Source organism: Tunturibacter gelidoferens (assembly GCF_040358255.1).
In the GTDB taxonomy this organism is placed as follows: domain Bacteria; phylum Acidobacteriota; class Terriglobia; order Terriglobales; family Acidobacteriaceae; genus Edaphobacter; species Edaphobacter gelidiferens.
Map to the genome: position 1 here is coordinate 858,519 of NZ_CP132938.1, position 14,467 is coordinate 872,985.

Below are 14,467 nucleotides of genomic sequence, written 5' to 3' on the forward strand. Positions count from 1 at the left end.
GATTAACTTAGAAGTTGCTCTGGCGTCTCCGCGCCTCCGAAAACATGATGCGTTTGAACGCCCCCATACCGGCCCTTCTGGCGCTTGCAGCCCTGTCTTTGTCTTCTGCAAGCAGCCTCGCCAAACCGACGCATCACCCCTCGGCCCATAAAAAGACCGTTGCCGCTGCAGCTGCAAAGCATCCAGACAAACAAAAGGCCGCCGCCAAACCGACGCACGCCGCCCATGGCTCCAAACACCACGGCGCGCCGAAGGCTGACCCTCCCGTTACCGCCCGCGTTCATGCGCGGAGTACGACCGCACACCACCGCCTGCGGCACGCCGTCAGCGCCCCGGTGCCGAGGAGCACGCAGCCTGAGCTGACAGCCTCCGCAGCCGCACCGCAGAAGGCGACTTCGGAGGACTTCCTCAAAGCCGCCGCGTCCACGCAGATGGAGACGCAGGCCGCCGTCGCGATCCACGGAACCTCTCGCCCTGAAGAGCTCAACGAGACACGTGATGCGCCTGTGCGCAAACCCACCGCAAAGCCCGTCTCCGTGGCCAAGCCAGTACCTGTGATCAGCGTTGTCCGCCCGGCTGCGGAGAGGCCACAGCTGGCCAGCGTCGAAGAGGTCGCATCGACTCCGGTCATCCTACCCAATCTCTACAACAAGCGCGGCCGCCTCATCGTCCCGCCGCCGCTGAAGGGCTCTCACGAGATCCTCGTTCACCAGAACGAGGTTGCCGATCGCGATGGACTCTCTCGCATTCAGGATGACGGCGACCTTACGGACATGCGCAGCAAGAAGCTGCTCGTCGCGCTGCCCGAGAACGAAGGTTTGCAGGTGGACGACCGTCTGCCCACAAACCGGCGGTACTGCCGTCCCTGGACTGCGCAGTTTCTCGCGACCCTGGCGCGCGCACACTACGCTCGCTTCCATACGCCGCTGCAGGTCAACTCCGCAGTGCGCACGGTCGAATTTCAGCAGCACCTGATGCACATCAACGGCAACGCCGCTCCCGCGGAAGGCGACACCGCGTCTCCTCACCTTACCGGTCAGGCGATCGACATTGCGAAGCATGGCCTCTCACTCGCCGAGATTGCGTGGCTCCGCGGATACCTTCTTCCACTCGTGCAAGAGGGGAAAGTTGATGTCGAGGAGGAGTTCCAGCAGTCCTGCTTCCACGTCAGCGTGTACAAAAAGTACCTGCCGCCTGCGCCTGAGCGCGACCTCGCCATCCTGCATCACGGCGGAACGTCTGCACTGGCTACGGCGTTACGCTAGGGCCACTCTCGACCAGCGGGAGAACCGCAGCCGAGCGATTCGGCAACCAGGAAAAACGCCATGCAATGGCCGCCCTCCGCGCAGGAGGCCCGTCCGGCAGGACAGAGGGCGCAGTCTATCTTGTGCTCTTCAACGACTACAAGCTCTCGCGGGCCCCAGTTCTCCAACTCTTGATAGCAGCATCGAGCGCCTGCATATTGTGAACGCCATCTTTTCCAGTGGCCGCGAAGTTGCCACCACCGCGCAGCGCCACGGCAAAACCGTCCAGCATCCGGGTGTAGCCGTCTCCGTTGTCGACGGTCACGCTCTCCACCACCTCACCCGCCCGACGCACTACGATCTGCACGGGCCGGTCTACCGTCAGACCACCTTCGGAGGTCATCACCCCATTGCTGCCATTCACCTCAACCAGTGATCGATAGGGCGCGCGCGCACTCGTCGTTACAGTGGCAAAGACGTCGCCCGTCATCTCCATCTGCAGCGAAGCAACCGCCTCCACCTCTCCTGACGCGGCATCCTTCCGAGCCAGAGTGCTGACACTCACCACATCCTCGCCGAGGACGAAGCGCAGCGCATCGATGCAGTGCACACCGACATCCCCGATGGGGCCGCCGTAAGCCAGCTTCGCGTCGATGATCCACTTTCTCGCAGAGTTTGTAGCCGGGTAGCAGTACTCCGCGCGCGCCAGCTGTGGCTTCCCGATCACCCCAGCGGCTATCTGCTCCCGCATCAACTCCAGGCTTCGGTTGTAGCGAAAGTTTTGTGCCACCCCAAACAACAACCCTGCGGCCAAAGCGGCAGCATTCATCTCCTCGGCCTCAGCCGCGCTCATCGCCAGCGGCTTCTCGCAGAGCACTGCCTTGCCATGCTTCAGCGCCAGCAGCGTGTCGTCGCGGTGCATCGCGTCCGGCGATGTGATGAACACAACATCCACATCCGACGAAGAACAGAGTTCCTCCCGCGTGGCAAAGCAGTGAGGTATCTGGTACTCCGCGCAGTTCGTGAGCGCAGCCGCGTGGTCTCGCCGCCACATCCCGCTCAACGTCGAATGCTCGCACTTCGGAAACGCCGGCAATAATCGACGGACCGCATGATGACCAAAGCCGAGAATCGCGTACCGCACAGGCGACTGCGTCATGAGAACTCCCAGAGAAAGAAGAGAGATGAGTGGCGATATCCGGTTGAAGAGTTAGTGAGCGTCCGTCTTGAAGATCTGTTCGGCGAAGAAGTTCTCCACCTTGGCCTGATCGTGCACCATCTCAAGGTAGGCGCTCTTCAACAGCTGCGAGCGTACATCGCGCAGTTGCTGGCGGATGGCCTGCTGTACCCGAGGATCGTTCACATCGCGCTGCCCAGCCGGGTCGCGTGAGATCAGTTTGTAGATTGCATACCCCGCCGGCCGCTTGCTCTGTGCATCGAGCAGCGGAAGGATCTCGGTGATCTGTCCCGCCTTCAGTTTCATCACAGCGGTAAAGACCGACGGATCCGAGTGCAGCTGCGATTCGCCGACGAAGCCCATATCTCCCCCGTTGGGGGCAGTCTCCGGCTGCTCCGACCAGTTGCTCGCGATCGTGGCGAAGTCCTCACCGCTGTCGAGACGATTCTTCAACGCCTGGATCTTCTTCTTCGCCTCGACGTCGTTGGTCGCTTTGCTTCCCTGCAGGTTGCCCGGCTGCGGCGACGGCTGATCGGTGACTTGAATCGTCGCCAGGTGATACTTCGTCTCAAGTAGGTTGAACTCGGCTTTGTGCTGGTTGTAGTAGTTCGCTACATCCGCGTCGGTCACGGTAATCTTCGAGTTGATCTCTTTGTTCAGCAGCTTGTTGATCGTGAGATTTCGCCGTAGCGCGTGCTTCAGATCATCGACCGTCTGATTGCTTGCCTTCAACCGCTGCTGAAACTGCTCCTCGGTATAGGGAGCCTTCATCTCGGCGAGTTTCGCATCGACCTCTTCGTTGGTCGCAGTAAGATTCATCTTCGTGGCGCGCTGCTCGACAATCTCTTCGTCGATCAGCTCGCGCAGAACATTCAAACGCAGCGAGTCGGCCTGCTCCTGCGACGGCTGCTGTTGTTGCTGAGCGGCATCTCCAAGCTGCGCCTTGTAGGCCTTGTCCAGATCAGCCTGCATAATGGCATGGCCATTCACCGTCGCGACTACATCCGCACTATGTCCGCGATTGCATCCAGCAACAGGCAACAGACCTGAAGCCAGAATCAGCACTGCCGGAAGAGAGACGGCACGAAAGGAGCGCGTTGTAAAAGTACGTTCGGTATCGGTCGACAAGCTCGGCACGTCCGTGTTCGGCATCCAAATCTCCTGCATTCTTCTGCTAGTTGCCGGGTTTGGTCGCCGGCGGGGTTTGAGGCTGAGCCTGAATTGGTGTCGGTGGCGGTGGCGGCGTCTGCCCGGAGGCAATCAGCGCGCTATCGATCATACGATACACATCCTCCAACGGCTGCGCTCCCTCCACCTTTTCTCCATTAATGAATAGCGCCGGGGTCGAATCCACGCCCAGGCTCTCGCCCAACTTGATCGACGCTTTGATCGCCGTGTCATCCTGCTTCGCGAGGCACGCGTTCAGGGCGTCCGCGTTCAAGTTCTGTTTCTTCCCCTCATCGCGCGCCAGCGTATCGAGGTTCTCGTTGGCCTTTGCGAGACTCTTCTCCGTACCGCCAAGGTCTCCCGCGTGCGCGTGGATGTAATCCACCAGATTCCAGTAGCCCACCGGGCTCTGGGCACCCACGCAGTTCGTGTCGATCGCCGCGCGCATCGCCCACGGATGCTGATCCAGCGGAAAGTCACGATAGACGATATGAATCTGGTTCTTGTAACGCTCTGTCAGCGCAGGAAACAGCTGTTCATGCATCTTCGCGCAGTATGGGCACTCCAGGTCGTCGAACCCGACGATCAGCACCGGCGCATTCGCCGGACCACCTCGCGACGGCCTTCCATCGCCACTCACCAGCAGCTTCGGATCCTTGCTGATATCGAATTTGCTGAACTGTGCCAGGGTGTTGCCGTCGGTCGAGATCAGAAAATCCGACGGTTTGCTCGACTTGCCGTCGGCCAGAAATGACACGCTGATTTTGTCAAAGCCCGGCACCTCGCTCCTGGTGCGCGGTCCAACCTGAATCACATACCCGGCTGGAACCGACGCCCGCGAACGAATCAGCACCTCCACCCGTCGCACGAGTTCGGGAGAGAGCTTCCCCGAAGTGTCGCTCGTCGTCGGAGTCGGAGTCTGGGCGTGGCAACCAAGGGCAGCCAGCGCAAAGGCAAAGATCAGGGTTCGGAACGGCTTCACAGCAATCAGCACAATACCTCGATTATCTCACGCAGAGGCGATTTACAAGGCCGCGGACCCCTCTGAGCGGCCCCAGGAACACACGCGCGGCCACGCCTCAGAACAGACTCGCCGCCCGCCTCAGATTGCCCGCAGTCCCGATGTTCAACAACGTAAAGTTGAATCTCTCGGTGGTCTCATTTCGTACCGAGCCCAGCTCGTACTTCCGAACCTCTACGCTGAATCCGCAGCAGTCCCAGTTATACGACCCCTGCACCGCCCCGTACTGTACCAGGCCGGTATTGTTCGCGTTCAGATCCAGTCCAACATTCCCCGCAAGACCCAGCCCAGGCTTGGTCGGCGACCCGTACCCCAGCAGCAGCCGCAACTGGTCGAAGTTCGAGACGGGAGAACTCACGCCCTCTGTGTAGAAACGCCCCGGAGCGTTCAGCCGCGCATAGCTCAATCCGGCAAAGACGTTGTTTTGATGCACGTCCACGAACACATTGTTAGACGTAAACTTCTTCGCTCCGGTATCGAGGTCGAAGTCCCACTCCACATCCATATGCGACGAGGTCCGCACACGTAGACGCGAGATCAGCGGCGAGATCGCCCGCGGCTCGGTCAGAAACGCAATCCCGGAGAAGTTCAGCGTCGTGTCGAAGATATTTCGCCGGCCATTGATTACGGCTCCGCCAAAGTTCTCGTTGAAGAAATACTTCTGCGTCAGCCGCCAGCTGATCAGCGGATGACTGCCGCAGCTGGGCAGCTTATCCTTTGCGTCAACACTTGCCCCCCTGGTCTGAACCATGCCGCTATCGTCATCCCAGTACTGGGTCTGCGCCGTGCTCACCGGCCTCTCCTTGCAGGGCCGATCCTTCACCGGCCGCAAGAACAACCGTTGCGTCGCTCCATACTCCAGTTCATTCGTATCGCTCACAATATCGACATCGTCGAAGCGCAGCACACTCAAAAAGTTATTCACTCCGGTCACATACCGGTAGGTCAGCTCCGGTTCGATCGTGTGCTTCACATCGTTGCCGTAGAACAGCTTCTCCACGCGTGGTGAATCGAAGGTCCGCTCCACCACAGGAGCCCGCAGAGCAGCCTCGACTTCTAGATCCGACCGATTCAACGGATTCGGAAGCTCGACCGGCACTCCTATCTCTGCGTAGGGAACCTGCCTGCTTCTGCTGTATGCCGTCTCGCGCACCGCAACCGACGACAATACTCGCCACCCATCAAGCCCCAGTCGATACGAGAGCTCCGGATGCACATCGAAGCGCTGCGTTAAACCGCCAGTAGAAAAGCCCGGCTCCACGCGCGACAGTCCAGCATGCGAGGCATCCACGCTCCACAGCAATCCGGTCCTGCCGATCTCATGCTCGGTACTGCCGAAGTCCAGCGACGGCGCATGAAAGATCTTCACCTCTTCTTCCGGAATCGCGGGAGCGGTCGGGGTCGCAGCCACACCCGCCTGTTTCAACCCCTGGTAGCGATCCACACGCGCCGAAGCGGCATAGCCGTCCCACTCATGCACGCCATACACGATCGAAAGGATGTCGCTCGACACCGCCACGCTGAAGTTCTCCGCAAATGCCTCGCGATACGCATAGGAACTCAGATACTCAACATCCCCCGCCACTCTCGTCTGCGAACTGAAGTCATGCCGGCCTGAAACCGTCACGTCTTCTCCGCCCTGGTTCAAGTACACGCCGTTGGTATAGATTCCACGGTCGATCAGCCCTGTATATCTCGCCTTCGCAAAGTCATTGCCCAGCCCACGATATCGAAACGTCGCCGACTGCTCCCACCCACGCAGCGAGTAATACTGCGCGCCCACCGTCAGATCGGTGCTGCGATTGATCGCCCAGTAGAACTCCTCGCCCAGCGTAAATCCCTTCGTCGACGAGTACCCCGGCACCGGGATCATGAAGCCTGTCTGCCTCTGCTCCGAATCGACCGGATGCGTGACATACGGCAAGAACAGCACGGGAATATTCATCAATCGAAAGGTGCTGTTCTGCGCCTTCGCCTTCTCGCTGTCCACGGCAAACTTTCCCGCGTAGAGCATCCAGTCCGGGTGCGGCAACTGACAAGTCGTCAACGTGCCCTCGTAGATCTCGTACGACTGCGGCCCCGTCCGGACCACCATCCGCCCCGTAAACAAAAATGGATTACTGCTCGAATACGTCAGCGTGTGCCCTGCGCTCTTCATCCCCACGGAGCCGACTACGTCGTAAAAAGTCGCCGTCTGCTGCTTCAGATTCATCGTGCCGTGTCTGGCGGTTAGGTCCTCGTGGTTCGCGCCCCCGCTCACATGCAGATGCCCTGTCGCCGTCAAATCCCCGGTGTCCTGATCGAATTCGATGTGGTCCGCTTCTACGACTCGGTCGCGGTAGGTAACCTTGACATCGCCATCCAAGGTGACGACGCTTCCGTTCCTCAGCAGAGTGTCCTCCTCTGTCTTCACGTCTGTCGTGTCGTCGGTCGCGGGTAGCACCTCCGCCACCGGATATTGCGTCGCTCCCGGCGCGTCCGGCAGGCTCGAAGACGACTGCTGCTCTTCAGCCAGGGGGGTTGCCTGACTCGTCACCTGCTGTCCCAGCAGATGTGGATGACTTGCCGCGAGCACCATGATAGTTATCAAGAGGTAAACAGTCGTCCGAACGCTTCTGGAGTCCCTTCCGTGAGCCTTCGGGACTGGATGCAACGGCTTCAATCCGCCGGACAGCAAAGCCAGCAAAGGCAGTCGGCGCTGCCAATGGGTCTTCCTCCCAGGTTCGTTCGGTTTGAAACTTGTCAGACGTGCCACCCTTTGAGGCTAAACGATTTTACGGAAGCGAGTTTGGAATTGAGCACAATGAGCTCTGCACAGCGTGACCTGCTACCACTGGACGAAGCCCCGAGCGAAACGGGAGCAGCTGCGCCCTTTGCGCTTAAGGAACAAGTAGCCCAGCGCCTGGCCGCCCATCGTGCCCGCCGCAACCAGCAATCGGGCTCCGCGGTCACTGCCATCGCGCAACCCGGCCCCGAAAAGTCCCGTTCCTCCCGCATCGCCGCCACGGTCGCCGAGCGCTACGCCAACTCCCCCAGCTACCGCACCTTCCTCGCCGAGCAGGCCGAAGCCGCCATCCGCGAGGCCGAAGCCGCAGCCGAGATCGCCGCCCTCAGCGCCAAGGCCGTAGCCGATGCTCAATACCAACTCCTGGCCGATCTCGATCAATGGACCCTGACGCCGCCAACGCCTGCGCCAGTCCCGGCGCCAAAACTCGCCACTGCGGAACCCTCTAACGCCGAAGCGCTCCCACACACCTCTCCAACCGGCTCTCAGACGACAGCCCCTGCTCTCACTGTAAGACCCTACGAAGACGCAACCCGCCGCCCCCTGCAGGAACAAGCCGTTACCCCCAGCCGCCCGCTGATCTACGAGGCCTATGAAGCGTCGAACGAAGCTGAAACCCTGGCGCTTGACGAGGAGATCGCCTTCCGCCAGGCTCCTGTCTTCGAAGAGTCCGGCCCTCCCATCGAGATTCCGGCTAACCTTATCGAGTTTCCTCGTCAGCTGGTAGCCGCTCGTAAAGCCCGCCCGCGACTGGCGGAAGGTCCGCTCCGCGAAGATGCCGATCAGGTCCCCCACAATGTGCCGGCAGCGCAGCTCCGCATCTTCGAAGTTGAAGCGGCCCAGATCTCCACCTCCCCGGTCGTAGAATCCATCGCGCCCGAGTGGTCCTCCATCCTGCTCGCGGCCCACCCGGTCGCGGCCCCGGTGGAATCGGCTGAGGCGCCCTTCCAGCTCGAGCACCGACCCGAAGCCGCGCCTCTCAACCTGCGCCTCATGGCCGCTATCGTCGATGGCTGCATCATTACAGCCTCGTTCCTGTGCTTCGTCGCGGCCTTCGCCGTCACGGTTGGCAAGCTCTCAACCAATCCCGTGAGCTTCGCCCCTCATATTGTTCCGATGAGCCTGCAGACCGCCGCCATCGGTACAGCCGGGACTCTGGCCGCCCTTGCCTTGATCTACCAGCTTCTGTTCTTCACCTTCAGCGAAGCCACCCCTGGTATGCGCTATGCCCGCATCGGCCTCTGCACTCTTGCCGACGACAACCCAACCCGCTCGGCCATGCGCCGCCGCATCTTCGCGTCTGTCCTTGCGGCGTGTCCGCTGGGCATCGGCTTCCTCTGGGCATGGATGGATGAAGACGGCCTGGGCTGGCACGACCGTATCTCCCGCATGTATCAACGAAGCTATTAGAAGATTCTGTCCTGCCGGACGGGCCTCCTGCGCGGAGGGCGCCCACTTCGTGGGGCGTATATCTTGTTTGGGTGAATTGACTGCAGTGGTCCTCGCGATGCTCGGAAGGAAGATCATGCCGACCAACGGGAGGCCCTGCGCAGATCATCCTGCCCGGACAAGGTATACAAGTCACGAAGTGGGCGCCCTCCGCGCAGGGAGCCCGTCCGGCAGGACATAATCTTCCTTAGAAGGTCGTACTCACCGTCAAGCGGAACGTCTTCCTGGGCTCGCGCAGGATGTAATCCGCTCCATAGAACTGCAGCGCCTGCTGATAGCTGAACTGCCCGGCTCCATCGCTCGGGAAGTAGCTCTTGAAGGTATTCACGTTGTCCGGACCGGAGTTCGGCACCGCCAGCTGCTGCGGAACCGTCTTGTAAAGACGCAGCGGATTGTAAGCGTAGAAGATACGGAACGGCGCATTGACGACCGGCAGGATCACCTGCAGCTCGGCGCCGAGCGAGTCGCGCGGAACATAGTTTGTTCCCGGCACAATCGTCAGCAAATTCGGGAACTTCACCGACTGCCCGCCAAAGCAGGCGCCGTTGACGATCGTGGGGCATCCATACTGCGCACCATCGATCAGCGACTGACCCGCCGTGCTCTGGCGCAACTGGCCATGCAGCGCGTCGAAGGTCATGCCAAAGTCGTTGAAGAACGCGAACGTTACCTGATTCACAATCGGAATCCGATACTCAAGATTCGCGACGATCTGCGTATCGCCTCCAATGGATACCATGCGGTAGATCGGCAGCGGAATCTGCACCGGACCCAGCGCCGGGTTCGTCGGATCGCGCGGAACCGAGGTCCCATCCGGGTTCGTCAGGATGTACTGAACTTTATTCGGAATGAACGTGTACGGGCCGACCGACCGAATGTCGAACCCGCGAAGATCCGACTCACCACCGCTATACAGACGATGCGTCGGCGGAGCGACCTCGCCGCCAAAGCCTGACGTATGAGCCAACTGGATGCGATAACCCAGCACATTGTGGCCCTCGCTGTTTACCCGCAGCCCCTTCATCGGGAAGAACTGACGATAGCTGGCAATCGGCGAGATGTACTTCACATTACCGCCCACGCCTGCCACCTGCATCGAAACGTTGAAGTCCTTGCCGTGATGCGGTCCAACGGCACGATCGAGGCTCGAGAAGGTAAAGCTCGGCGTCACAACCGAAGTAATGATGCCGCTCAGTTGATTCTGTCCCGCAACGCCGGACCGGAACGCAAGCGATTGAAACACGTTGGTCGTGTTCTGATTGAACGTCGTAACCGAAGACCGCGACAGTGAGTACGACAGACCGATACGCGTTACGCCGGTTCGTGAAAACAGATGCCGAAGAGGCTCGCTTGCCGAGACCGTCAACCCTGTCGTCGACTGGTTATAGTTCGTCAGCAGCGACTGTTGCGCCGTCGTCAGATTTCCCGCCGCCTGGCCGGTCGCCGACTGGCTCTTCGAAGGATTGAAGTCATACTTGCTGGCAAAGATCTGCGCGCCCAGCGAGATCGGCTTGTCCCGCAGATAAGGCTCGGTAAATCCAAGACTCAGATTGCGGGAAAGGTCGCCGATATTTGCCTGCACCGAGAGCGTCTCGCCCAGTCCCAGAAAGTTATTGGTCTCGTAGTTCAAACCAACAAAGGTGCCCGACAATCCGCTGATGCCGCCGTTCAGGCCGATCGAGTTCTTGCCCTTCTCCTTCAGCTTCAGCAACAGATCGACCGTTCCGTCATCCGTATTCTGACGGCTCTCCGAGTCTTGCTCCGCCTTCAACGCCTCAAAGTAGTTCAGCTGATTCAACCGCAGAATCGAAAGATCCCAGAGCCTGCTGTTATAGACCTGCCCTTCTTCGAGCAACAGCTCGCGCCGAATCACCTTGTCGCGCGTAATCGTATTACCCGTAAACTCGATCCGCGAGACGTAAAACGCCTTGCCTTCATCGATATCAATGTTCAGCTTGATCGTCTTATTCGCTTCATCGATCGTCGGTACAGGCGTTCCTACGAAGTTGATGAATCCCCCTTCGCCAAACGCCTTCCGCAGTTGATCCAAACCTTTGCCGAATAAGGTCGCGTTGAAGTACTCGCCATCTTTCTGCGCAAACTGCGCACGAAGAGCCTTGGTATTCGTGAAGTGGGTATTGCCGGAAAAGGTGATGCCCGCCAGCTTGTAGCGTGCACCCTCTTCCACCGGCATCAGGATGTCGATCCGTTTGCCCTTGGACGGGTGAAGCGTAAACGGGTTGATGCCGCCCGCGTCCCGGATGTGCGTCGTCGGCTCGCTGGTCAGAGCCTTGAAGTAGCCACGGTCCCGGTAAGCCTGGCGCACGCGCTCGGTGTCTTCATCCAGCTTGCTCGCGTCGAAGGTCCGCGCAAACAGATTCTCCAGGATGATCGAATGCGGAATCCCGATCGGCCGAAGGTTCTTCATTGCGGCACGCAGGGTGCGATCGTTCAGGCTGTTGTTGCCCTGAAACGCGATCTTGCCCACCTTTACGGTCGGCCCTTCTTTAATGTTGAACGTAATCGCCACAGCCGCCGGCGGAATCGTCTTCACTTCGGTCCGGATCGTGGCGAACTGGTGCCCGTGCTCTGCCAGCAGATCCCTCAGCACAACCTCGGCCCGCTTGATCTTCGTCGGGTCGTACTGGCTCTCGACCGAAAGCGGCACCTTCGCCTTCTTGAACCGGTCCAGAATGTCCGACTGCGTCACCGCGCCGAGACCCTTGTAGTTGATCTCGCGAATCGTCGGCTTCTCTTTGACGTAAATGATCAACTGCACGCACTTCGGGCTGTCGACGCGCTCAATCCGCACATCGTCGAAGTAGCCGGTATTCCAAAGCGAGTTGAAGTCCCGCTCCACCACCAGCGGGTCGTACAGGTCGTTCTGCCGGCTGTACAGCCTGGCCAGCACCGACTCCTTGGGAATTCGTCGATTACCGATCACCTGAGGCTGGCACAGCGTCTCCACATTGCCCGATACCGATCCCACGGCCTGGGCCGAAAGCGACGGGGCCGAGAGCGACGAAGCGGCCAGCGCCGTAAACGCAATCATGTACGCGGCATAAGCGATGCGGGAGCGTCTGGAGCGCGTGCACACAGTCTTGGTCTTGCTTTTCAGGGAGCTTCCGCTCTCTCGATTCACGGTAAAGATACGCACACCCTCACTGCTCTAAAAATGACGCTCGCCAGCAAAGTCAGCGAAGTCCTGATTATATGGGAGCGGCCAGCGGTTAGCGAGTTCGCCCCGTGGTTCTGGCCGGACGAACCTCAATCCAACCAACGAATTCCAGCGTGATCGTTGGACGAATGCGCCCACCCAACGGCACCCGCCAGTGGAATTAACTCTCCAACTCCGCCGTAATCGTAAATTCCTGCGCCGACCCGTCCCACCTCACCGTCAGCACGTTTGGCTGGCAGCAGACCTGGCAGTCCTCCACATACTGCTGCTTCGAGCCGCCCGACTCATCCACCGTCGTCTCCACCCACTCCCCACAACCCGCGCACTGAAACCCTGCTGCGTGCATCGCCCACCTCACTGAGCCTTCGTCTCTCCTTTAAGATACTTGTCGAACCAGCCCACCGACCGCGTCAGCTCATCCACCTGATGCTCCCGCTTGATGAAGCCATGCCCTTCTTCGGGGTAGTACACCGCATCCACCGTGCGCCCCTCCTTCTTCAGAATCTCCACCACCTGCTCGGCCTCCTCCTTCGGCACGCGAATATCGCGCTCACCCTGCAGCACCAGTAGCGGAGCCTTCTCCTCCCGGATGTACTTCAGCGGCGACGAAGCCTCATACACTGCCTTGTCCACCACTGGATCGCCCAGCAGGGACTTCTCATACTCCTGCAGCTGCGCATCCTCATGCGCCAGCATCGTGTACCAGTCCAGAATCCCGTACTCATCCACCGCCGCCGCCCACATCTCCGGATTCTTTCCGATCGCCATCAACGTCATAAATCCGCCATACGACCCGCCCCAGATCCCCACCTTCTTCGCGTCGACAAATCCAGTGGCCTTCAAGAAATCGACGCCGGCAATCTCATCCTTCAGATCCGCGCCGCCAAGGTCTTTGTAGTTCGCCTTCTGGAACTCCATCCCATAGCCCGTCGATCCGCGCACATTCGGCGCAATCACCACGTACCCGCGCGACACCAGCAGAATCGCCCGCGGACTGAAGCTGTCCAGCGTCTGTCCCGTAGGCCCGCCATGCGGCATCACCACCACTGGTGCGGTCCCATCCCGCTTCAAATTAAACGGCACCCATACCAGCGCCGAGATCATCTTCCCATCGAAGCTCTTATACGTCACAAGCTGCGACGAGGGCAGCGTAGCAGAAGTCAACACCGGGCTCTCGTTATGCGTCACCTGCGTCACAGTCCCGCCTGCGCTCAACAAATAAAGATTCGGCGCATGCGTCGAGTCCTGATGCGAAAACAGGTAGCTTCCATCTTCACGAAACGCAGTCGGGCCCGCACCCGGAGTGTTCAACCCGGCGGGCACTCCTCGATCGCTCGCCTTCAGCGTCTTTCCATCCACAAAGTTGATCGTCGCCCGTCCATCCGCATTCAGGATGTAGGTAAACGTGTCGCCCCTTGGCGAAAATCCTCCCGCATGCGCCTCCCACTGCGTATCCGTCACCCACCGCCTCTTCTTCGACGCCACATCGAGCAACGCAACATTCGCGTACCCGCCCTTCTCATTCGAAGTCATCAGCAGCGTCTTCCCATCCGGCGACACCGCGGACGCCAGCATCAACACCTTTCCCGTATGCGCCGTCAGGTTCTCCGCCGCCCCGCTCTTCACCTCCACGCGATAGACGTCAGCATCCTCCGTCCCCACCTGCCGCACCGCATAGACATATCGACCATCCGGACTCCAATCCACAGCATCCCACGAGGCCTTCGGATCCTTCTCGTGCGTCAACAACCGCGCCGTTCCCGCAGGCCACTCCATCACCGCGAGATTGGTCGAAGACTCCACCTTCTCCTTGCTGCCAAACGCCAACCACTTGCCGTTTTTAGAAAACAAGGGCCCACTCTCGCTCGTCTTGTCCGTATTCGTCAGGTCTCTCGGCTCGCCTCCACTCACCGAAACCGCATACAGGTCATACAGCTCATCGCCGCCCTTGTCCTGCTCAAACACAATCTCTTTGCCGTCTTTGGTGAACGCCGGACTCGACTGACGGTCATTGGACTTCAACAACTGCCGCGCACCCGTGCCATCCGCCTGCATCACCCAGAGATTCAGCCGCCCCGAAGCATTGCTGATGTATCCAATCTGCTTGCCATCCGGGGACCACGTAGAACCCGCCAGTCGCACCGTCTGCAACAACTCACCCACCGGCATCGGAGAACCCCCAGCCGCACTCTCTGCCGAAATCACGCTCTTGGGGTCCGTCGCCACCCTGTCACCCGGCCCCGAAGCAAATCCCGAAACCGAAGCCAGCAAAACCAACCCAGGCAACAAGCAGAAGCGTGTCATTGCGAACTCCATAACAAATCGAAGTGAACACCAGAAACCGACCGCGCCAGACTAGCACGCCTCTAGCTTCGACGTTTCGGGGAATCCGTCTGCTCTAACCCCAACGAGTGATCTTGAGGAGGCTCTAGAATCCGCAGCGCGA

Annotated in this window: 9 protein-coding genes; 2 read left to right on the forward strand and 7 right to left on the reverse strand. The window is 59.9% G+C overall.

Annotated elements, in window-relative coordinates:
• The first annotated feature begins 44 nt into the window (after nucleotides 1-44).
• Nucleotides 45-1,265 (forward strand): DUF5715 family protein, encoded by a 1,221-nt coding sequence (locus RBB81_RS04040; protein WP_353072798.1) that lies wholly within the window; start codon nucleotides 45-47, stop codon nucleotides 1,263-1,265.
• Between the two features lie 136 nt (nucleotides 1,266-1,401).
• On the opposite strand, the gene RBB81_RS04045 is transcribed toward RBB81_RS04040, so the two are convergent.
• From RBB81_RS04045 to RBB81_RS04060, 4 genes are all read right to left on the reverse strand, one after another.
• On the reverse strand, nucleotides 1,402-2,403 hold the full coding sequence (locus RBB81_RS04045) for a Gfo/Idh/MocA family protein (RefSeq protein ID WP_353072799.1): 1,002 nt from the start codon (nucleotides 2,401-2,403) through the stop codon (nucleotides 1,402-1,404).
• Between the two features lie 51 nt (nucleotides 2,404-2,454).
• Nucleotides 2,455-3,573, reverse strand: a complete 1,119-nt coding sequence (locus RBB81_RS04050; RefSeq protein WP_353072800.1) for a SurA N-terminal domain-containing protein — start codon at nucleotides 3,571-3,573, stop codon at nucleotides 2,455-2,457.
• Nucleotides 3,574-3,595: 22 nt separating this feature from the next.
• Nucleotides 3,596-4,582: a DsbA family protein gene (locus RBB81_RS04055; RefSeq protein ID WP_353072801.1), complete on the reverse strand. Its 987-nt coding sequence runs from the start codon at nucleotides 4,580-4,582 to the stop codon at nucleotides 3,596-3,598.
• An 85-nt stretch (nucleotides 4,583-4,667) separates the two neighbouring features.
• Nucleotides 4,668-7,187: an LPS-assembly protein LptD gene (locus tag RBB81_RS04060; protein ID WP_353072802.1), complete on the reverse strand. Its 2,520-nt coding sequence runs from the start codon at nucleotides 7,185-7,187 to the stop codon at nucleotides 4,668-4,670.
• Between the two features lie 225 nt (nucleotides 7,188-7,412).
• Here RBB81_RS04060 and RBB81_RS04065 point away from each other — a divergent pair, with 225 nt between their 5' ends.
• The gene (locus RBB81_RS04065; RefSeq protein ID WP_353072803.1) at nucleotides 7,413-8,804 is read left to right on the forward strand and encodes an RDD family protein; all 1,392 of its coding nucleotides are present in this window, start codon (nucleotides 7,413-7,415) and stop codon (nucleotides 8,802-8,804) included.
• A gap of 226 nt (nucleotides 8,805-9,030) precedes the next feature.
• Here RBB81_RS04065 and bamA read toward each other — a convergent pair whose 3' ends face one another.
• The 3 genes from bamA to RBB81_RS04080 form a co-directional block, all read right to left on the reverse strand.
• Nucleotides 9,031-12,000 carry an outer membrane protein assembly factor BamA gene (gene bamA, locus RBB81_RS04070; RefSeq protein WP_353072804.1) on the reverse strand — a complete coding sequence of 990 codons (2,970 nt, stop codon included), beginning with the start codon at nucleotides 11,998-12,000 and terminating at the stop codon, nucleotides 9,031-9,033.
• Nucleotides 12,001-12,181: 181 nt separating this feature from the next.
• Nucleotides 12,182-12,367 carry a CPXCG motif-containing cysteine-rich protein gene (locus RBB81_RS04075; RefSeq protein ID WP_179580454.1) on the reverse strand — a complete coding sequence of 62 codons (186 nt, stop codon included), beginning with the start codon at nucleotides 12,365-12,367 and terminating at the stop codon, nucleotides 12,182-12,184.
• Nucleotides 12,368-12,375: 8 nt separating this feature from the next.
• A complete protein-coding gene (locus tag RBB81_RS04080; protein ID WP_353072805.1) occupies nucleotides 12,376-14,325 on the reverse strand; it encodes a S9 family peptidase in 1,950 nt (649 codons plus the stop codon).
• Nucleotides 14,326-14,467: the final 142 nt, after the last annotated feature.